Origin of the sequence: Pseudomonas sp. Z3-6, from assembly GCF_051131985.1 — a bacterium.
Taxonomy (GTDB): Bacteria; Pseudomonadota; Gammaproteobacteria; order Pseudomonadales; family Pseudomonadaceae; genus Aquipseudomonas; species Aquipseudomonas zanjanensis.
This window is the reverse complement of the sequence record NZ_CP071644.1, coordinates 2,936,872-2,957,575: the sequence shown is the minus strand read 5'-3', so window position 1 is coordinate 2,957,575 and position 20,704 is coordinate 2,936,872. Positions and strand designations below refer to the sequence as shown.

Sequence of the window (20,704 nt, the reverse complement as noted above, 5' to 3'; positions counted from 1 at the left end):
AGGACAAACAATGATCAAATATGTTTTTTAATACTGGGGCTATTTTATATAAGTCTGATGATAATGGCGTATCCACATGCAAAAAAGGGCCAAAGTATTGTAGTGGCCGGACCATGGTGGTGCCTCTATAAGAATAGCTATAAAGAAAGCGTTGGAAATCTCTGCAATTTTGGCAGAATCATCCTAGGACTCGACCTAATCCTTCTTGCTTATATTTATTTATAGCGATATCAAAACGGTCTCTGCGTCACCGCCTCGTCAAGGGGCGGTCTTCAGAAGATAAACCACTGACAGCACACTCGCGATTGCCACAGTATCGGCGGCGCTTTTTCCGAAAACTCCATGGCGACCATCTCATTACACCGCGCAGCGCAACGAACGCAATGCGGGAAAAGAAGTGGAATTTCAACCTTAAGGACAGAGGCGAGCTCTGAAGATGCATACTATCAATACTATTCTTAAACTGTCGAAAACAACAGCAACACTAATTACCATGGTGCCTGTGGCTTCTGCTGCCATCGTGCTCAGATACCAAGAACCTGTGAGTATTGAACGTATTTGCGAGGAGTCGCCACCCCTGCTAATAAATAATTTCTACAGCTGCAGCCATATTGATCTGGCCTTGAGCTCCCTTGAGGCGCAAGGCTACAAGCCTACAACTCTAGAAAGCTTAGAAAAAAACAGTGGCCTTCTGCGGAAAAAATTCTCCTTAAAAATATTTGAAGTACCCTACTACAAGATAGACAGCAACACCGGCACTGCGCAATTCGGCTTTATAAATGGACGATTATTTTCCATATCCTACTTTCCGAAAGCATCAGACACCGTACTCGAAAAACACCCAGCAAATAAATCCGGGACACTGACTGTAAAACACCTGAGCAGCCACCAAGATTTGAAATACATATCATGGTCAAATAATTACCTTGAAACCTATATCACTTGGTGGATATCGAGATTCTCATAAGGGCTAGCATATGAATTACTAAGTGTTACGACTATGACTACTTGAAAATCGTATCCACGAATCGACGTTTGCATGAACTAGTAGACATGCGCCGCCCCCCTTATTTGAAGCATCGCTCGCCCTTAATCGGCTTGACGCAACGCATTGGCAACCAATGTAAACGCAGGCGAAGGTTGCCGCCGGCTGGGGTAGTACAAATAGTAGCCTGAAAACGGCGGACACCAGTCTTCCAGCACGCGCACCAACCGCCCCTCTTGAAGGTGGGGTTCAAACTCCTCTTCTGGCAGATAGGCAATGCCCAGCCCAGCGACTGCCGCCTGCACGATATGAGTCGACGTGTTGAAAATGAGTTGGCCATCTACTCGCACGTTCACCTGCTTGCCCCGTCGCTCGAAATCCCACACATAGAGCCCGCCCGATGTCGGCATGCGCTGGTTGATACAACGATGGTTCACCAGGTCGCGCGGATGCCCGGGAATGGCACGATTGGCAAAGTACGCTGGCGAAGCCACGGCAGCCATTCGCAACGCAGGGCCGATCGGGACCGCGATCATGTCCTTGTCGATGGTATCGCCCAGGCGCACGCCCGCATCAAAACGATCCGCCACGATGTCCCGAAATTCGTAGCAGACGTCGAACTCGACATTGATATCCGGGTAATCGTGCAGCAGCCCGGTCAGTTTGGGCAGCAAGGTCGTGCGCAGGACATGATCGCCGCAGGTGATGCGCACGGTGCCCGCGGGCTTGTCGCGCATTTCCGTGAGCCTATCCAGCTCGGCTTCTATTTCATCGAAGCGATTACCGATGGCGTGCAACAGCCGTTCGCCCGCAAGGGTCGGCGAAACGCTGCGGGTGGTCCGCGTCAGCAAGCGGATCTGCAAGCGTGCTTCCAACCCACTGATTGCCTGGCTCAGCGCCGATTGGGTGACGCCCAGCGCCCCGGCAGCTCGCGTGAAGCTGCCTTCGCGCGCCACCGTGACGAAAGACAGCAAATCGTTGAGGTTTCTTTTGACCATGGCAGCAGCACTTCAAGCAGATTGATTAGCCATGCTTATAGCCTTGTTAAGCATTCATTAGCTAGTCGCATCACTGTTCGCAAGTCACCATGAACCCTATGAACAGACACCCATGCACAACTGCGATGCGATCGGCCGGGCGTGGTTTGCTGGCGGTAATGCTCGTGTTTGGCGGCTACGCAACGATGAGTGGTGCCGCGTCGGCGCCCTCGAAAACGGAGAACAGGGTGATGTGGATGACCGTCGGCGAACACCGCTTCGCCATCACCTTGGCCGACAACGCGGCCACCCGCGCGTTTGTCACGTTGTTGCCGCTGACGGTGGCGATGAGCGATCTCAACCGTAACGAGAAATACGCCACCCTTCCCCAGGTGCTACCAGCCGAAGCCAGCAAGCCGGGAACGATCCGCAACGGCAACTTGATGCTGTATGGCACGGACACCTTGGTCGTCTTTTATACGAACTTCAACTCGACCTACGCCTACACCCGCCTTGGGCAAGTGGACGACACCGAGAAGTTGGCTCAAGCGCTGGGCCGGCGAGATGTGCAAGTGAGCTTTTCCCAACACTGATGACGCCCCATCGACAGGATCCCCAATGAAAAAGATCATCGTTTTACTCACCCTTCTTGTCACTTCGCTCACAGCCATAGGAGCCGATATGTCCAACGGCGCAGATAACTTTTATACCAGCGATGACGTAACCGTACAGAAGGTCAATTTCAAGAACCAATATCAAATGAACGTGGCAGGTAACCTGTTCATTCCGAAAAAACTCAATGGCAAGACCAGAAGCCCGGCGATTGTCGTCGGCCACCCGATGGGCGCGGTCAAGGAGCAGAGCGCCAACCTCTATGCCACGAAAATGGCGGAAAAAGGCTTCGTGACCCTTTCCCTGGACTTGTCGTTCTGGGGCGAAAGCGAGGGGCGGCCGCGTAATGCCGTCTCGCCGGATATCTATGCCGAGGACTTCAGCGCCGCGGTGGACTTTCTCAGCGCCCAGCCTTTCGTCGACAAGGAGCGGATTGGCGCGATCGGCATCTGTGGCAGTGGCAGCTTCGTGATCAGCGCAGCCAAGATCGACCCACGCATGAAAGCCATTGCTACGGTGAGCATGTACGACATGGGCGGCGTCAATCGCAACGGGTTGAAACATTCCCAAACGCTCGAACAGCGCCGGTCGATCATTGCCCAAGCCACCCAGCAGCGTAACGTCGAGTTTGCCGGCGGTGAAACGCTTTATACCAGCGGTACGGTGCACCAGTTGGACGCCAACACTCATCCTATCCAACGTGAATTCTTTGATTTTTACCGCACCCCGCGCGGCGAGTTCACGCCATCCGGCTCGTCGAAAGACCTGACCACGCACCCGACGCTGACCAGCAACATCAAGTTCATGAACTTCTACCCGCTCAATGACATCGAGACCATTTCACCGCATCCGATGTTGTTCATTGCTGGGGCCGATGCGCACTCCCGGGAATTCAGCGAGGAGGCATATAAGCTCGCCGGTCAGCCCAAGGAACTGGTCATCATTCCCGGAGCTGGCCATGTCGATCTTTATGATCGGGTCGAGCTCATTCCTTTCGACAAATTGACGACCTTCTTTCAGAACAATCTGAAGTGACAGGACGGCTATTTGACGCCGTTCCGAACGCATAACTTCCGGAGTTCCTCAGTAAGCGAAACCTGGGAGGACGGCGCTGAGCTGTCGGCGCTCGAACTTGAGGACGCGCCGTCCGCCGCCCCTAATCCGCTGCCGCGATAGGCCTTGTAATAGAACACGGTGAATTGTGTGCGCGGATAACGCGTGGCCAATTGGGTCAATTTGGCCGAGCAGGAGCGCGGCTGCAACAAGGAACTCGCACGTGGGTCGTCGACCGTACAGGGCGAGTCTGAGTTGTAGATGATGGCCGTCGGGATCGGTCCTGTCGCGACGGTAAACTGGCTGTAAAGAGCGTCGAAGTTAAGCAGCATCCGCTCCTCGGCATGCCCCGTGAAGGTCCAGATGTTGACTTTCCATTGCTGAGCCAGCACATCGGCCACGTTGGCGCGCAGTGTTTTTGTCTTCGATACCGTTTGACGATTGAGCTCATTTTTCGCGTAATCAGGGCTGGACTTGTCCACGCCGCCTTGTCTTTGTTGCGGCAGCTCTTTGTTAGGCAAAACAGTGGGCACGGATTCGGGGCTGGCTGGCAACCCTTGATTCAATATACCCGCCACGATCTGACCGGCATTGGCCGCACTCCAGAACAGATGGAACTGGTGGCTGCCCTCGAAAGTGAGGACGGTCCAGAGTCGCTTCTTTTCCTTGTCCCGGGCGATGGCGGTAAAGGCTTCGTCCAGCGAATGGAAACATTCAGGCATCGTTGCCGTCTCCCACAAATTGGTCCTGGAGAACAGCCTAGTACAGGCGATAGCAGGCGTTGCCCTTTGAGCGATTTATCACGTGCGTGGGCGGCTGGTTCTTCAAGGCAACGTCAGGAAAAATCCTGAGAAAACGGAAAACTGATACCATCCGGACATTGACACGCTGAGCAGAACAACATGAATCGCCGCAAGAAAATAAACCAGTTATTGAAGGCTAACGCCAAGAAAGCCAGTGCCAAGCTGGCACCCAAAAACAAGAATCAATACATCAGCAAAGCCGACCGCCTGAAATTGGCAGCTGAAGCCAATGACGCGCCCATGACATCCCCTGAAAGCTGAGCCACGTCGCGCCCCTTCTTTGAAGCGCTGCTCATTCAAGGCAAGATACTCCCCTTGAACCGTAAGGAAGGCATGAGTGAGCACCGTTATCTACCCCCGTCGCACAATCTCCACCCTGATAGGGTTGACAGCCTTGGCCGTTCTTCCTGGCTGCCATCAGGCGACCTATGAACAGAAAATGGACGCCTGGGTCGACAGCGGCGGCAAGTCCATGCCGACATTCCTCACCTCAGAAGAAATCAAACGCTTGGAGGAGAGACGTTACATCAGGGTTTTGCGTGCCACCTTGGCTGGCGACGCGTTCAACGCGAATCCCGAAGGCTTGCGAGGCACTGTCAAGTTGACGATGAAGCTTGATCGCCAGGGAGATGTGGTGCTCTGCGAAGCTGAATCCACTAATGCCGGCACACCCTCCAATCTGCTGAACCTTGTAGCGGACGTTTGTTGGAGCAGCGTCTGGGAGCCCGTCCCAGAAAGTCTTCGGAGTCCAAACGATGGCAGCCTCGAAATCAACATGTCTTTAATCGTCTCCGGTGAGACTCCGTCAATTCATGATCACCAAAGGGTGCGTCAACGGGCAGCCGTTGCAAGCCGTTTTTTTTGGGACAACGTTGTTGGAAAACAATCCGTAAACGCTTTCGGCAGAGCTCGCTTCGACTTCACGGCGAACGCGAAGGGGGAGGTCACTCGGTGTGATGTAGAGCTTGGAGAACACAGCCTGCGCCCTGGACTCTTCCAGCCCAACCCCGAGTTACAGCAGGCACTCACCCAGCGATGCCTGCAATTGAACGTCGCAAGGATGCCGGGCTTTCAAGTGAAAGCTGACGGCACTGCCAAACGTGTGGTCTGGGTAAACTACCTGCCGTGGAAACATCATGTAGGCCAGTATTAGGTGGATTTCACTGGGCGTTTAACTGATATACGCGCCCGTCATATCAGCCTCACCCTTTAGGGCAACGACGGCCAACGACGCAACCCAGACCACCGAAACCCCATAGTTGAGCCGCTGGTACAGGCCAAACAAGTGCCCGTCGGCCAACGCCGTCGCCATCAGCACAACGGTCACAATGGCCAGGACTACGCAGATCGCCGAGAACATGGCGAATCTGGACGACGAAAGCAGCGACTTGCCAAGGAACGCCCACAACGCCCCCGCCAGGGTAAGCGAGATAAACATCACCAATCCCGCAAGGTTGTGGTTCTGTTGCGAAACCGACGGCTGAACCGGCGCACAACCTTGGTCACAGGAAAAATAGCCGGCCACGAAACTTGCCAAACCATGGACGAAAATCAGTGCGGCACTCAGCAAGGCCATCCGCGATGCCTTGAACCGTCTCGCCACGCCTACCGCGAAAAGCACGAACATCACACCCAGCGGAAAGTTGTTCACCCAGGCAGAGAAGCCGTGGGTTGGCGATCCAACGGCGCCTAGTTGGCTCATGGCTTGATCCAGATGGCTATAGCCTGGGTAGGCCCGGGCAGTCAGTGCGACACCCAAAAGCAGCCAGAATGGAATCAATATTCCGAAGCCTAGCAAAGCACGATCGATGGTTTTCATGAGGTGACATTCCTTGTCGTTGTGATGTCTGTTTTGTGAGGTGATGTGATGTGAAATATTGCATTGATTCAAGCGTCCAACCGCTCAATCAAGAACCGGGTGCAGGAAACTGCGAGGGGTCAATAACGTACCGGACATGGCAAGTGATTAACAGGCTCAATCCTTTGAATTCTGGAGAAAACGGATTCTACACAGAATACGCAGTCAATCATTAATCGGGATCGAAACACCATGGATGAACGCCAAACAATCATCAAGAACCAGATCCGCGCCATGGTGATCGGTGGCGAATCTGACGAGATCACCTACCGATCGGAATGGCTCGGTTACCTGCCCTTCCCGGTTTTTCATTGGATTGAACACCAGGGCGAAAGCTTTTCCAGCGACTTCCCTTTTGATTGGACCCTCGAAGATCTGGTGAGCCTAGAGCGAACGGGCTTCTTGGAAACACTAGAAGCCTACGAAAACCCGGAGGACCCTTTTGATCGGGATATCCGGTATCGCGTTCATGTGGGATGCGTATAACAGTAGACTGGAAAAGATCGGCAACACAAGGAACGGAAAGAAAATGGGCATTCTTGATCGCTTGTTCGGCGGCCGCTTTACCCTGCCGCCACCGGAGGAAACGACGCTCAGCGACGCGGCGATCATGCGGGAGCTGCATCCTTATCGCGCCGAACTGAAGGCGTTTACCCAAGCCCTACTGGCCCGTATACCAGACGCCGAACGTGCCAGGCTGGTCAGGCGTGTGCTGCGCATTTACGGCTCGGGCCAGGAGCCGGCCACCGCGCTGGTGGAAGGCTTGCTGGATGCAGACAGAGGCCAGAAGCTCGAACACTTGGCGTTGCTAGGCGTCGACTGGAGAGGCTTTGATGGTTTCGAGTATCTGGTGCCCTATCTGGTCAGCGCCAGCGGGGTAAAAGAAACTTACCCCTACCGCTATGAGGGCACGCTGCCGATGTCGGAGACGCTGGCCAATTTCGACCGATGGCTCATGGCGTTCGACAAACGCTACCTGCACCTGGACGCTGGTGGCGACGAATATGTCGGGTTCATTGCCGATGCCGACCAGGTCGCAGCCATGATCGAACTCGCACGGCAAGCAGGTGTTGCAGTGCGCCTCGAGAGCTTTTGAACCGGAATGGGTATTTGCTGAATCTCGTTATCCCGCTGAACGAAGCACACCGCATAACAGTCGGAGCAACAAGACCCTCGACAAAGAAACCTGGCCCCATGCTCCTAAGATCCACTGCTCTCGCTGCACTGTTCACCTTGGCTACCTGCACGGCGACCGCTGCGCCGGAACCGCTGCGCCTGGAAAGCCTGAAACGCTGCGGCGACCTGTTGCAAAGCCAACACCAGGACTGGTGTCTGACAGCGCGCGGGCTGGGTGATGCAACGCCGCAACTGCAACTGGCGGCAAAGGCAATACCCGCAGACACGGTCCAACGCGAAGGGAACAACCTGCGCGTGCGCCTGGACGCCGCCGACTACCAGAGCGGCCCGCTCTGGCTGGAAGACGGCTCACGCACCAGCAATGCCGCCTGGCTGACTTTGCGCAACAGTCACGTGCTGGCCGCCGGGCCGGACAAAGTAGCAAAGAACATGGACGGCCTGACCACTTATGTCGATCTGGTCAGCGTGCTGATCGAGGAAGACCGCGATGGTCGCCAGGAAGCCGAGCGCCTGGCCCACAAGTACGGCGCGAAGGTGGTCGGCAGCATCGCGCCGCTGAACCTGTACCAACTTCGCTTGCCCGCCAAGGACCTGGTGCAGCGCGATGCACTGGTGCTACGCCTGGGCAGCGAGACCAGCGTGGATGCCGTGGTGATCGAGGAGTCCTCGGCTGAAGAAACCGAGCAGGCCCCAGCCCACCCTGAAGAACCGAAAAAACCCGCCCTGGACTCCGACGAATGGGCCGCGAATCGCTTTCTCGACGCAGTGAACTATTACCAACGGCGAATCCCCGGCCGTCAGCCACCCATCCAGCCGCAACCGGTGCGCATTGGCCTGATCGAGCGCGATGTGGACTTCGACACGACGGATTTCGCGGACGACCTCGGCGCCTGCTCGCCGCCGCGCACTTGCGTGTACGCCCGCGATGCAGACAAACCGGACAATCACGGCACGACCGTCGCCGGCATCCTCGCCGCACGTTGGGATGACAGCGGCAACACCGGTTTCCTCCGTGGCCTGGACAAGGCCAGCGGTGGCTTCGAGGTCATCGTCGAACGTAACTCCGATGCCGGCATCACCGCCAACATCGCCGCCTCGGTCAACCTCGTGGAAGACGGCGTGCGTGTGCTCAATTGGAGCTGGGGCATCCACCGCGTCGGCGCCAAAGACATCAAGGGCGATGACGTCGACTCGCTGCTGCGCTCGGGCCTCGCCATGGGTGGCTACGAAGAACTGCTGGAAGAGTTTTTCCTTTGGCTGCGCAAGGCGCATCCCGACGTGATCGTGGTGAACTCCGCCGGCAATGGTTCTTCCTTCTCGGGCAGCGACGAATATCGCCTGCCCTCCTCCTTCATCACAGAGCAATTGCTCGTGGTCGGCGGGCACCAGCGCAGCGAGCATACTGGCGTTGCCGTCGACGACCCGGCCTATGCGGTCAAACGCAGCTCCTCGAACATCGACATGCGCGTCGACATCACCGCCGCCGCTTGCGCCCACGCCTCGACGACCCGCGCCGGCCAGGACAGCGCCGTGCATTGCGGCACGTCCTACGCCACGCCCATGGTCGCGGGCCTGCTGGCGGCGATGCTGTCCATCAACCCGCAACTGCAACCCGAGCAATTGCGCATGCTGTTACGCCGCAGCGCCATGACCATCGGCGAAAACCACGACTTCGAACAGATGGACGGCGAAGACCTCACCGCGCCCATCCTGCCGTCGGAACGCCGCTACCAACTCAACGACAAGGACGTCGGCCGCTCGGCACGGCTGGACATGCAAAAGGCCCTGGATTTGGCGGCGCAAAGCCGTGATCGTGTGCGGTGAACCGGCGGGTCATGGGAGCAATCGGTAAGTGGATTGCACCAAGCCCGACGCAAAGCTGCGGCTGGATACGAGTTTCAAATCCACATCCTGCTCAAGCCCGCCAAACAACGGCCTCCCCGAGCCAATCAACACCGGAACGGTGGTAATCACCATATCGGTCACCAAGCCCTCGCGCAGGAACGACTGCACCACCCGCCCGCCATCCACATAGACGCGCTGCACGCCTTGGCTTGCCAGCTCCGTCATCAACGCCTTCGGTGCCAGGTTGGAGAAACGCAGCTTATTCTTCAACGCCTCGGGCACCGGCGAATCGGCCAACTGTCTGGACAGCACCACCACGGGCCGGTCGTAGAACCAGGTGTCGAAGGTCCGTACCTTTTCATAGCTCCCGCGCCCCATCACGATGACGTCCTTGTCGGTGATGAAGTCTTGATAGCCGTGGTCCTCGGATGGGTCGTCGCGTTGCAAGAGCCAGTCGATGTCACCGTCGGGCCGAGAAATGAAACCATCCAGGCTGGTGGCGATGAAGACGTGAGCGGTAGGCATTTGAGGCTCCTTTGTTGTGGTGGATATTGAAGTGTGGCCGTGAGTTGAAGACTTGTTCAGCGACGCCACACCCGCCCGTCGCTATTCACTACCCAAGGTGACCGATCAGCAACGATACGCACCCCGCCGGCCCAACGCTCTGCTGGCGCGTAATCGAGCCAGTTGATATGCCCGAGCAGCATTTGCTCGCCCAAGGCCGTGAGACGAACAAGGCGCCTCTGCCATTCACGTCCCGGCTGTTCATGCACCAAGGGGTGTGGTGCATCGATCAACAGTCGCAGCAGCGCGTGGAACATCAGGTCGCCCAGATAAGGCAGAGGCTCATAGCTCATCATTAGATGGCTGAACACCTTACCAGCAGGCAGCTCGCCATGATCGGCGAGAACACGCAGCACCAGCCGCTGAGTCAGACTCAAGCCGTCGCCTGCCCCGGGAAGCTCCTGCAGTTGTCTCGCCAAAGCAGGCCCGAGCAGCGGCAGCGCGGGATGCAAGTGTGCTGCAAGGCCTGCCCAGTCGCCTGGGTCCGCTGCGGTGTAGGCGGCCCATGCTTCGCGCGCCAGTGCCAACGCGTCCTCACCGAGCGAGCGCCGTTGCGACCAGAGCCAGGGGAGCAAATCCGGGGCAAGCTGACCAATGCCAATAAAGCGCTCCACGCCGAGTACCCGGCTGATTTCAATCAATTCGAGCCTGCGCGGCAAGGCCGGCAAACTCGCCAGTAATCGAATCAGAAACAATTGATCGTAGGCGTCGCCCTCGCACCACAGTACCAGTTCACTGTCCGCGTCCAGTTTTGCCAGCGCGTCACGCTGCATGGCCTGGCGCTGTTGAATATCACGGCGAGAGAACCCAAATGCCTGTTCCAAGAAATTGGCTCGCACTGACCAATAATCATCGTCAGGTAATGCGGGGACCGGCCCCATCACCATCGGATCATCAAACATATGAAACGAACCTGAAAAACCAGCCACCCGCAGGCTGTGCTCGATGTCGTTACCGCATCGCCAATGCTGGACCGCCGCTTCGTTAGTCGCAACGAACCCCGGATGACGTGCGGCGAACGTCACGCCATCGGTGTGGGCAACCAGCTTGGGCCAACTGGCGAAACCAGCCTCACGGGCGACCAGCCATTGTGTGTCGGCCAGTCGATAGTCCGGGCCAGACAAGCCCATTGCGCGCAGCTGCTCACGCACATTGTCGGCTTCATGGTTTTTCAGTGCCTTCAAAAGACGCTTGGCGCGCTTACGCAGGAAGGGTAAATCGAGGAGACCGTGATGACGGGAAGCGTTGGTGGCGGGCATGCCAACTCCTTACAGGGCTCGGTCCGCCGACAAGCCGGGAGTTGGAATGAAAAACTCGAAAAACCTGCCTTGGGATGACCCCTTCGCGCGGACCGCAGGCGCAGCAAACGCCAGGGGACCGACTTTAGCGGGAAGGACTGATGAAAGCAAAGCTTGGCGGTGGGCAGATTTCGGAGTGCTGGGGAGGTGCATCCCCTCTGGGTTGCTGTGAACATCTAGAAATCTGGCCATGGACTGTGCCGCAACAGGCAGCTTTCGGCCCAGAAACGGACGCTGGACAGCGCACGACTATGGAAAAAAGGCTTACACCCATGCCGTTCACTTAAGAAAAATGATGGCCCTGTGGCGAGGGAGCTTGCTCCCGCTCGGCTGCGAAGCAGTCGTAAACCGGCGGGTGCGGTGTGTGTCTGATACGCCGCACTTGGCAGGTTTTGGGGCCGCTTCGCGGCCCAGCGGGAGCAAGCTCCCTCGCCACGGGTTTGTCGATTGCCTTAAGTGAACAGCATTGGGCTTACACGCCTGCCTACCAGTTGTAACTCACTTTGGCGGTAATCTCGCGCCCCGGGTTGTAGAAGTTCGCTGTGCCGGAACCGACCACGTGCTGCTCATCCAGCAGGTTGCTGACGTTCACCGCAAGGTCGGTGCCCTTGGCGATCTCGTAGTTGAAGGCGGCGTCGAACAGCGTGGTGCCATCGCTTTTGCCGGAGTTGGCTGCATCGAAGTAATAAGAGCCGACGTAGCGCGCCCCCAAGCCAACGCTGACATCCGTGCCGGGCACGTCGTAATAACTCCAGAGCGAAGCGGAATGCTTGGGTGCCGTGGAGAACTCATTACCCTTCAGGGAGCTGCCGTCGTACAACGAACCGCGCAGTACCTCGGACTCCATATAGGAGTAGCCACCAATCAGGCTGAGGTTCTGCGTCACCTGCGCCTTGGCCTCCAGGTCGAGGCCACGGGCCCGCGATTCGCCCACCGTCTGTTGTTCAATGATGCCGCTCGGCAGCACCACGGCGATGGTGACGTTTTCCTGGGTCAGGTCATAAACGGCTGCGGAGAACAGTGCGTCCATCCCCATCGGCGCATACTTCACGCCCACTTCGTACTGCGTGCCCGTCTGCGGTGTTACGCCAACCTGAGGCGGCGAGACGGACTCCACCATGCTCACATAGGTGGACACCTCATCGTTGACGATATAGGTCAACGCACCTCGGTAGGAGGTTTCGGAGAAGTTGTCTTTTTCCGTGGATATCAAGCCTTTGCTGGTAAGGTCCATCGAGTCGTTGCGCATACCCGCGGTGACGATGAAACGCTCGTAGAACGATAGGTTCTGCTGAAGGAACACGGCCTTGGTGGTCGCGTCTCGCTTGTTGACGGCATACGGCGTGATTGAGCGTGGAACGCCAGTAAACACGGGATTTGCAATGTCAATCGGGGTGGTCAGGGCGTAGACCGAGCTTTCCTTGGTGGTCGAATCGAGGTACTCCACGCCCACCAGGCTGCTGCTGTCGATGTTCTCGAAGCGGGCATCGTATTGCAGCATCAGATTGCCGTTGAACTGGTCGGCCTCACTGTCCGTTCCAAACAGATACCGGTCAACGGTAGTACCGACACGTGCGGCGCTGTCGCTGAGATAAACGTAGCCAAAATCATCGGTCAACTTGCTGTAACGCAGATTGCTGCGCAATACAAAGCCGTTGTCGAAGTCATGGGTGACGTTACCGCTGAGGCTGGTGCGCTCGACATCGTGGAAGTTGTAGCTGGGCTCACCATAGAACTTGCTGCGGTCGTATTCCTTGTCCAGCGGATAGCCGCCACTGTTGGGCGAACTTTCAGTTTTCAGATAGTCCAGAATCACGGTGGCGGACGTGTAATCCGTGGGTGCCCAGGTGAGGCCACCCATCACCAACCGGTTGTCGTCCTGTGAGTGATCGTACTCGCGGTCGCTGTTTTGGCCTTTGGCAGTAAAGCGGCCAGCTAAGGTTTTCTCGTCGTTCAACGCATCCCCCACATCGATGCCTGTCTCGACATGGTCAAACGACCCGTAGGTCACATAGCCTTGGCCAAACTGCTCGAAGCGCGGTTGTTTGGTCACGAAGTTCACCGAACCACCCGGGTCCGCCGGGCCAAACAGCGTGGAGTTGGCGCCACGCAAAATCTCGATGCGTTCATAAGCGAATGGATCTTCGCGTACGCCGCGCATCGAACTCAGGGTCAAGCCGTCACGGTAGGTAGTGGCCTGGAAGCCCCGGATCTGGAAATAGTCGTTGCGGTCATCCGTACCATAGAAGTCACTGACCACGCCCGGCGTGTATTGCAGCGCCTCTTCCGTGGTGCTGACGCTGCGTTGCTCCATTTCCTTGTTGGTAACCACCGACACCGATGCCGGTGTATTGAGAATGCTGGTTGCCACCTTGCCGCCAACCCAGAGCTCCTGGGCGACCACCGAGTTGGCGTCGTCGTCGGCACTGACCCTGACCTTGGCATTGATGATGAGGGGTGCAAGGCGGTAGTCCTCGACGTCCGTTGCGCCGAGCTCCAGCGGGCCGGCGGGCTTTGGTCGAGGGGACAGTAGATAGGCATTCGGGCCTTGCTGTTCGATTTGCAATTCGCTCCCCTGCAGCAACGATGACAGCGCTGCCGATGTATCGAGCGTGCCATTCACGCCAGCCGTGGTGCGGTTCACTACACTCGACGCGTCGAAGGAAAGACTGATGCCAGCCTCCCGCGCAAAACGATCAAGCGCCGGCGCCAGTGGGCCGGCAGCGATGTTCCACTGCTTGACTTGGTTGCTGTGGTCAGCGCTCGAGGTTTGCGCCAGCGATGGCAATGCGTAGCTGCTCACGATCAAACCCAAAATCGCACCGTGCAAGGCACGATTTAATGGATGGCGCTGTGAAACCGGGGACGAACTCATTTTCTCGCTCCAAGAAAGGACATCGGCAGACTGGCCTGTATTCCGGCCTTCCTTAGAGGTCGGACGAGAATGAGAAAGCACCTCATTCTTTTTCAGCTAGCGCAAAGTTCCGATGGGCTCAGGTGGCAGCGGTCACGGTCACCCAATAGCGGGTCCGATAATCAATGTGCAAGCGCAGTGATTGCGCGATCAATGCCAGGACCTGATCGTTGTCGGCGAGCTGGAAGGTGCCGGAAACGCGACGATCAGCGACCTCTTCGGCGCAGCGCAGTACCCCGGGGCGATAACGCGACAGCTCCACGATGAAATCATTGAGGCGCATATTGCGTGCACTGATCACCCCGTCACCCCAGCTCCATAGATCAAGGCCATTGCCTTTGAACGTTCGGGCGCCACTTGATGTGAACAGCAGCTGATTGCCTGCCTGGACGCTGCGGCTCGCAGGCGTTTGACTGGAGCCGGGGAAAACCGTGACCGATCCTTCCTGAGCCGCGACCAGAGTGCCATCGTCCAGCTCGCGTGCCAGAAAGCGGGAGCTCTGGGCGCGCATGATCCCGTCACGGGATTGCACCCAGAACGGTCGCGCTCGAGGCGAGTGTTGATCCGCACCGACATTCACGATGATTTCACCCCGTCGCAGGATGATCAGGCGTCGCTGGGCGTCGAAATCGCTGTCGACGGCGCTATCGCTATTGAGCTGGATAAGGCTGCCATCATCGAGTTGGAAGCGTCGTTGCTCGCCGGTGTTGCTGCGCTGCTGCGCAAGCATGGCGGGTACGGGTGTGTAGTCCCGGCCGAGCCAGGCTGCCGTGCTGACAGTCGCCAATAGGCCCAGTAGCTTCAGGCTTTCGCGCCGCCGCATTCCATGATGGGTGCCATTAAGGGTTTGTCGCGCCAGTTGAGCAGGCACGCCGGTGAATTCATCCCCAAGCGTTTCCACACGCTGCCACGCCAACACATGCTCCGGGCGCTGCTGGAGCCAGTGCTCAAAAGTGCGCTGTGTTTGTTCATCGGCTTGATTGAAGCGAAGGCGCACCAGCCATTGGATCGCCTGCTCGACAATGGCCGGATCCAGCGTCTGCGGCTCACGACTCGACATAACGCAAGCGATAGCAGTGTTGCAGGGCCGTGGCCAGGTCGCGTTCCACCGTCGCGCGGGAAACGCCCAGCTTTTCGGCTATTTGCGCGCACGTCAGGCCGTCGAGTCGGGCAAATAAAAATGCCTGGCGAACTCTCGGTTTAAGCATACCGAGCATGCGATCTATGCGCTCGAGCGCATCAAGAATCATCAGTCGGCTTTCTTCCGAGGGCACCTCGTGTTGAGGCAGCAACATGATGCTTTCCAAGTAGGCACGTTCGAGTTCGCGACGACGATACTGATCAATCATCAGTCCGCGGGCGATACTGCTCAAATAGGCGCGTGGTTCACGCAAGGGGCTGGACTGACGGGACTTGAGCAGGCGTACGAAGGTGTCCTGCGCCAAATCTGCTGCGTTATCACGACATCCAATGCGTCGGATTAGCCAGCCGTATAACCACGAGTGGTGGGTTCGATAGAGCAGCCCTAGATCTGCAGTACCTAGTGTTTCATCGCTGCGCATCGGAATCCCGGCAAGTACATGATTGATAATTAATCGCATTCTACTCAGGCGATAGGCCTTAGGCAAATACGTGGCGCTTAGTGTCCGCTTCTGGGCGAACGCTTCTCCACCCAAAGCCGATACTGGCGGGTGCGAAATGCCAGGGCGAGCTGTTGCAGGATCAGCGCGCGCAACGGCGACACCCTCGGATCGGGCTTCTTAGCCCGACTCAGTTTGTGCAATTGAAACTTCACGACCGCCATGTTCGCCAAGGCCGCAAGGGTCTTGTTTTTCCAAGTAATGGGCGGCAGTTGCGTGGCGTTGTCTTTGCCCAGCAGCCAGTCATGCGGCAGATAAGGATCGATGGCCAACGCCGTTCCGATGCCCACCATGTCCACACCGCTTTGCACGACGCTTTCGGCCATCGGATTGATTCAATGGGCGAACTGCCTGGAAACTCGATTCATCGAACGGCCCGGTTCATTGCATCAATGAGGTCTGCCTTGCCGCCGGCAAGCGAAGGTGCTGAAGCAGCCACCTTATCGTGTGGGAACCCAAGGGGCATGGCGCTGGCAGCGTCCAGCTGTGCCAGTTGATCCGCCGTCAGCTGAACCTCGACTGACGCCAGGTTATCGGCCATCTGCTCCGGCGTGCGTGGACCGATGATCGGGAGTGTTCCCTTGGCCAGCACCCAAGCGGTTGCGATCTGGCCCGGCGTGTGGCCGGTCTCTTCGGCGATCGCTAACACCGCGTCCACCGTCGAGGTCTTGCGCTCGCTGTCCTCATCGTGGATCACCGCCCCCAAACCCTGCGCACGACCGGTTTCCCCTTTGCGGTATTTACCGGTCAGCAAACCACCGCCGAGCGGTGACCATCCGACGGTTCCCAGATTGAAGGCAGCGGCCATCGGCAGGAGTTCGCGTTCGGCCGAGCGCTCCACCAGGCTGTGCTCCAATTGCACCGCCGATATCGCCGACCAACCCCGAAGCTCCGCCAGGGTGGCGGCCGTTGCCACACGCCAAGCCGGGAAGTTCGACAGCCCGCTATAGAGCACTTTGCCAGAGCGGATCAGGTCATCCAGCCCCCGCACAATTTCGTCGATAGGCGTTACGCCATCGGGCATGTGCACCCACAAAAGATCAATGTGATCCGTCTTGAGGCGCTTGAGGCTGGCCTCCACCGAGCTGCGCATGGCTTTGCGGCTGTTGCCGGAGCGCAGGACACCGGCACCGGCTGAATCACCCAGCGAGAATTTGGTCGCCAACACGACTTCATCGCGCTCGGTCGCCATGAAATCGCCGAGCATGGATTCCGATTGGCCAAATTGATATTGATCGGCCGTATCGATGAAATTGCCCCCTGCTTCCCGGTAACCGTCGTAGATTCTACGGGCCTCGTCCAAGTCGGCCCCGTAGCCCCAGCCTTTACCAAAGTTGCCAGTGCCCAGCGCGAGGGAAGAGACCCGCAAGCCGGTATTGCCGAAAATGCGATAACGCATGACGGACTCCTTCAGGGCAAGAGGCTTCGGCGACCTGCGCTGGGTTGAGAGTGAATGAGTGCGCGTGGAGTCTAGACGGGTTATTGCGGGCTTGCTGTGATGGATTGGCTCGCCTATTGAACCTGACTCAAGAGATTGATAGGGTTGCCTCTCTTTCAAAACGCCCTCCCGGTTCGCCGGGAGGGCGTTTTCGTTTTGGTTCCCCAACCACAAAGGAACCATGAAATGAAAGCATCCGTTGAAATCAGCTTCGGAGCTGACACCACCTTAGGGTATGTGCGGTGCGGCAATGGCCCCATTCACGTACTGGTCATGCATGACTGGCTGGGCGACCACTCCAGCTACGATGCCGTCATGCCCTGTCTTGACGGTCGCGCGTTTACCTATGTTTTCGTTGATGTGCGTGGCTACGGACAATCCATTGAATTGGCTGGCGAATTTACAGTGGAGGAGATTTCCTCCGATTGCCTCATGCTCGCCGACCAGTTCGGTTGGACGCGCTTCCACGTAGTAGGCCACTCGATGACCGGGATGGTCACGCAACGTATCGCTGCGGATGCCCCGTCTCGCGTCGCAAGCGCGATAGCGGTGTGCCCCGTTTCTGCCGCTGGCAATCGGTTGAGCCCAGAAGCTCTGGCGTTCTTTGCCAGCACGACAGAAGACGACGAGGCCCTTCGACGGCTGTTCAAATTCGTGACCGGAGGTCTTTGCGATGGATGGGTTGATCTCAAGGTCCAACAAAGCCGCGACACAATCTCACCTGCCTGCCGGGCGAGGTACCTCGAAATGATGGTCACAGCAAATTTCGTCGATGACATTCAAGGCCTTGAAACACCGTATTTGATTATTGTCGGCGACAAGGACCCCGGACTTGATGCCGCGGCTATGGCCAGAACCTTTCTGGCGTGGCATCCGAACGCAGAACTGCACGTTATCCCGAACTGCGGTCATTACCCGATGCAGGAGTGCCCGCCTTATTTCGCAACTGTTATCGAGGGTTTCCTGAAACGCAATACCGGTTGACCTGAATGGCGTAAATCAGGCTGCGTGCGGACATCATCGAGCCCCTGGGCTGGATTGTCCGCAACGGCTCAAGACATGGTTTTTTGGATGTCCTTAACGACAACACAAACAACCACTGATCACCGGCTGATCAGGATCGTTCTCAAGAAATGTAACCACTACTTCCATGCCCGTCCGCGGCGGCCCCATCTCACAACGCCAATCGGACGCCCTCTTCAGCCAACAACGACTCTTGTCGTCAAATCGATCTTCACGGTCCCAGGGAAACTCGACCTTGATCCTTGCGAAGCGCCGATCACCCTGGATTTCTTCGTCCTCCAGGGCGATGACTACAGCGGTCTGCTTGCGTAGTACCTGCGGTTTCTTGTGAGCCAACGGCGGACGATAGGACACATTCCATGGCAGCACGATAAAGCGGTTGCGGTACCCTTGACGGAAGTCATCTTCGTTCCCCGTGTTGCCACTGACGACGTGCTCACTCATGACCTGTGGTTGCCGGCCTTCGTGGACGACCTGGGTCAGTAGCCATGGGGCATTCCACTCCTGGCGCGGATGGCCTGAGATGTCCAGTACTTGGCCGCTGACTAACCGAGTCTGGTCACTCTGCCCTTCGGCTTGTCGATAAGCCGCGTGGCGGCGTTCCATGGTCCGAAGACGTATCTGCTTGCCGTGCTCATGACCGGTGAAACGCTCCAGCCTGTCATCCGTTTCAATGTCCAGCGGTTGGTGCGAGATACGACGGGGGAGCTGTCCCAGACGCAGGTTGATGCGCTTGATCAGTGGCTCGTTGGCCACCCTGTCGCGCACTTGTCCATAAGCAGTGGGCTGTCCAATCCTGGGGAAAACCGCCTGATCGTCACCAAAGACCAGCACATGGCCTTGAGCACTGTGTTGGAAGTGAAAGTGAATACCCTCCTCTTCACACAAGCGCTGAACAAAGTGCAAGTCCGTTTCGTTGTACTGAGTACAGTATTCACGCTCTGGGTAGGTCGCCCCCAGATGAAACCGATAAGCGTCGCCCACAACACCGTGTTCTTCCAATATCAAGGCCACGATTTTCGGTACCGAGAACTGTTGATAGATCCTTCGGTTGATGCGGTGACGCAAGTAGGACAACTGCGGGACGAGGGCCAGGCTGTAGCGCATCAAGTGCTGACCATGAGCGCTATGAACGATGTGATAGACCCGTCCATGAATGCCGTTGCCCTTCGCGTCCAAGGTCAGGAAAGCCTCTCGGTCGAAGAGGCCTTCAAGCGCCAGGTCAGACCGTTCGCTAACAAAATCCACGCTGAACAGGTAAGGCCTGCTGAGCGCCTCTTCTCCCGTGAAGGCGAGCACTTGAAAGTCGTTGGCAAAACCGTCGATGGTCAAACTGAAGTGCGTTTGATTGGCTGGGTTGAACATCCGCTGTTCTCTTTTTAAACCTGCTGCTCGTCCGACGCCCGCCTATAACCAAGGCACGCAACGAGCAACAGGCGACAATCAAGTCAGGTCACACACCACTCTTCACTTTGGTCCATATCCGCGTGCGGATTCGCTCCAGTTTCAATGGCAGTGGCTCAAGGGGAATAAGTGTTGCGACCGTCTTTTTGTCGGGATAGATCCAAGGGTTGTCTCGCAACTTCTGCTCGACAAACTCAGCGGCATCTTTGTTTGCGTTAGGGTACAGCGTGTGATTTGAGGTCTTGGCGATAATTTCTGGTCGCAACATATAATTGATGAACGCCATGCCTTCCTTGGGATGGGGCGCATCTTTCAGCAGCACCAGATTCTCCGACCAGGACAGCGCGCCTTCGCGAGGAAGACTGTAGGAAATCTTGCGTCCGGTGTTAGCCTTTTCGTTGATGGCCTGTGCCGCCAGGGCACCATTGGCCCACCCCACAACAGCACAGATATTGCCGTCTGCCAGGTCGGCGTCGATTCTGGACGAATCGAAATAAAGGACGTAGGGGCGGATTTTCAACAGCAAGGCCTGAGCTTTCTGGTAATCATCCGGGTTCTTGCTGTTGCTAGGGAGTCCAAGGTAATTCAAGGCAATCGAGATGATCTCACTGGGAGAGTCGAGCATTGCCACCCCACACGATTGGAGTTTGCTGATGTTTTCTTCTTTGAAGATCAGATCCCAGCTATTGACCGGCGCATCATTGCCCAATGCCGCTTTGACTTTGTCCACGTCATAACCAATGCCAGTGGTGCCCCACAAATAAGGCACGGCGTAGCGGTTACCTGGATCATTGACTGCGAGCTGAGCGAGGATGTCAGGGTCAATATGTGAAAAGTTACTCAGCTGATCACGATCCAGAGGCTGAAGGACGCCCGCCTGGATCAGGCCTGGCAACACGTTGGAGGTCGCCACCACCACGTCATACCCGGTGCGCCCGGCCATGACCTTGCTCTGCATGATCTCAGCGCTGTCGAACGCATCCATGTGCATTCGCGTGCCAGTTTCCTGCTCAAACTCCTTTGGCGTCTCCGGCGCCAGCAACCCGAACCAGTTATAGAGATACATCCCGGGCTCTACAGCCGCCACGGATGTGCTTATCCCGACACAGAGAAGCGAGGCCGAAAAAAGGGTTCGCAAATGTGACTTTCTCAT

20 protein-coding genes and 1 pseudogene are annotated in these 20,704 nt (G+C 57.1%); 9 read left to right on the top strand and 12 right to left on the bottom strand.

Features of this window, described 5'->3' with window-relative positions:
- The first annotated feature begins 436 nt into the window (after positions 1–436).
- Positions 437–967 carry a hypothetical protein gene (locus J3P88_RS13660; protein WP_434575868.1) on the top strand — a complete coding sequence of 177 codons (531 nt, stop codon included), beginning with the start codon at positions 437–439 and terminating at the stop codon, positions 965–967.
- Positions 968–1,089: 122 nt separating this feature from the next.
- Here J3P88_RS13660 and J3P88_RS13655 read toward each other — a convergent pair whose 3' ends face one another.
- Positions 1,090–1,983, bottom strand: a complete 894-nt coding sequence (locus J3P88_RS13655; RefSeq protein ID WP_434575866.1) for a LysR family transcriptional regulator — start codon at positions 1,981–1,983, stop codon at positions 1,090–1,092.
- 125 nt (positions 1,984–2,108) lie between these two features.
- Between J3P88_RS13655 and J3P88_RS13650 the strand changes: the two genes are divergently transcribed.
- Both J3P88_RS13650 and J3P88_RS13645 read left to right on the top strand, forming a co-directional pair.
- Complete coding sequence (locus J3P88_RS13650) at positions 2,109–2,555, top strand: cyclophilin-like fold protein (RefSeq protein ID WP_434576449.1); 447 nt, start codon at positions 2,109–2,111, stop codon at positions 2,553–2,555.
- Between the two features lie 25 nt (positions 2,556–2,580).
- Positions 2,581–3,609, top strand: a complete 1,029-nt coding sequence (locus tag J3P88_RS13645; protein WP_434575864.1) for an alpha/beta hydrolase — start codon at positions 2,581–2,583, stop codon at positions 3,607–3,609.
- Positions 3,610–3,617: 8 nt separating this feature from the next.
- Here J3P88_RS13645 and J3P88_RS13640 read toward each other — a convergent pair whose 3' ends face one another.
- On the bottom strand, positions 3,618–4,349 hold the full coding sequence (locus J3P88_RS13640) for a hypothetical protein (RefSeq protein ID WP_434575862.1): 732 nt from the start codon (positions 4,347–4,349) through the stop codon (positions 3,618–3,620).
- 180 nt (positions 4,350–4,529) lie between these two features.
- Between J3P88_RS13640 and J3P88_RS13635 the strand changes: the two genes are divergently transcribed.
- Positions 4,530–4,691 (top strand): DUF2986 domain-containing protein, encoded by a 162-nt coding sequence (locus J3P88_RS13635; protein ID WP_434575860.1) that lies wholly within the window; start codon positions 4,530–4,532, stop codon positions 4,689–4,691.
- 76 nt (positions 4,692–4,767) lie between these two features.
- Positions 4,768–5,583 (top strand): hypothetical protein, encoded by an 816-nt coding sequence (locus J3P88_RS13630; RefSeq protein ID WP_434575858.1) that lies wholly within the window; start codon positions 4,768–4,770, stop codon positions 5,581–5,583.
- A gap of 18 nt (positions 5,584–5,601) precedes the next feature.
- On the opposite strand, the gene J3P88_RS13625 is transcribed toward J3P88_RS13630, so the two are convergent.
- Positions 5,602–6,249: a DUF998 domain-containing protein gene (locus J3P88_RS13625; protein WP_434575856.1), complete on the bottom strand. Its 648-nt coding sequence runs from the start codon at positions 6,247–6,249 to the stop codon at positions 5,602–5,604.
- A 231-nt stretch (positions 6,250–6,480) separates the two neighbouring features.
- Here J3P88_RS13625 and J3P88_RS13620 point away from each other — a divergent pair, with 231 nt between their 5' ends.
- The 3 genes from J3P88_RS13620 (at position 6,481) to J3P88_RS13610 (ending at position 9,249) form a co-directional block, all read left to right on the top strand.
- A complete protein-coding gene (locus tag J3P88_RS13620) occupies positions 6,481–6,774 on the top strand; it encodes a hypothetical protein (protein WP_434575854.1) in 294 nt (97 codons plus the stop codon).
- Between the two features lie 43 nt (positions 6,775–6,817).
- On the top strand, positions 6,818–7,384 hold the full coding sequence (locus J3P88_RS13615; RefSeq protein WP_434576446.1) for a DUF6630 family protein: 567 nt from the start codon (positions 6,818–6,820) through the stop codon (positions 7,382–7,384).
- A 98-nt stretch (positions 7,385–7,482) separates the two neighbouring features.
- The gene (locus J3P88_RS13610) at positions 7,483–9,249 is read left to right on the top strand and encodes a S8/S53 family peptidase (protein ID WP_434575853.1); all 1,767 of its coding nucleotides are present in this window, start codon (positions 7,483–7,485) and stop codon (positions 9,247–9,249) included.
- Between the two features lie 9 nt (positions 9,250–9,258).
- Here J3P88_RS13610 and J3P88_RS13605 read toward each other — a convergent pair whose 3' ends face one another.
- The 7 genes and pseudogenes from J3P88_RS13605 to J3P88_RS13575 all read right to left on the bottom strand — a co-directional run bounded on the left by J3P88_RS13605 (position 9,259) and on the right by J3P88_RS13575 (position 17,085).
- A complete protein-coding gene (locus J3P88_RS13605) occupies positions 9,259–9,795 on the bottom strand; it encodes a dihydrofolate reductase family protein (protein WP_186728672.1) in 537 nt (178 codons plus the stop codon).
- Positions 9,796–9,851: 56 nt separating this feature from the next.
- Entirely contained in the window at positions 9,852–11,093 is a 1,242-nt protein-coding gene (locus J3P88_RS13600; protein WP_434575851.1) for a DUF1835 domain-containing protein, read from the bottom strand.
- Between the two features lie 523 nt (positions 11,094–11,616).
- The gene (locus J3P88_RS13595; protein ID WP_434575849.1) at positions 11,617–14,007 is read right to left on the bottom strand and encodes a TonB-dependent siderophore receptor; all 2,391 of its coding nucleotides are present in this window, start codon (positions 14,005–14,007) and stop codon (positions 11,617–11,619) included.
- 118 nt (positions 14,008–14,125) lie between these two features.
- A complete protein-coding gene (locus J3P88_RS13590) occupies positions 14,126–15,106 on the bottom strand; it encodes a FecR domain-containing protein (RefSeq protein ID WP_434575847.1) in 981 nt (326 codons plus the stop codon).
- Entirely contained in the window at positions 15,093–15,608 is a 516-nt protein-coding gene (locus J3P88_RS13585) for a sigma-70 family RNA polymerase sigma factor (protein WP_186728729.1), read from the bottom strand. Before J3P88_RS13585 ends, J3P88_RS13590 begins: the two co-directional genes overlap by 14 nt.
- Before the next feature lie 77 nt (positions 15,609–15,685).
- A pseudogene (locus J3P88_RS13580) lies at positions 15,686–16,015 on the bottom strand (2,4-dienoyl-CoA reductase); the annotation flags it as partial.
- A 35-nt stretch (positions 16,016–16,050) separates the two neighbouring features.
- Entirely contained in the window at positions 16,051–17,085 is a 1,035-nt protein-coding gene (locus tag J3P88_RS13575) for an aldo/keto reductase (RefSeq protein ID WP_434575845.1), read from the bottom strand.
- A 225-nt stretch (positions 17,086–17,310) separates the two neighbouring features.
- Here J3P88_RS13575 and J3P88_RS13570 point away from each other — a divergent pair, with 225 nt between their 5' ends.
- Complete coding sequence (locus tag J3P88_RS13570; RefSeq protein ID WP_434575843.1) at positions 17,311–18,108, top strand: alpha/beta fold hydrolase; 798 nt, start codon at positions 17,311–17,313, stop codon at positions 18,106–18,108.
- A 93-nt stretch (positions 18,109–18,201) separates the two neighbouring features.
- Here J3P88_RS13570 and tssI read toward each other — a convergent pair whose 3' ends face one another.
- Positions 18,202–19,512: a type VI secretion system tip protein TssI/VgrG gene (gene tssI, locus J3P88_RS13565; RefSeq protein ID WP_434575841.1), complete on the bottom strand. Its 1,311-nt coding sequence runs from the start codon at positions 19,510–19,512 to the stop codon at positions 18,202–18,204.
- An 88-nt stretch (positions 19,513–19,600) separates the two neighbouring features.
- Positions 19,601–20,704: a polyamine ABC transporter substrate-binding protein gene (locus J3P88_RS13560; protein ID WP_434575839.1), complete on the bottom strand. Its 1,104-nt coding sequence runs from the start codon at positions 20,702–20,704 to the stop codon at positions 19,601–19,603.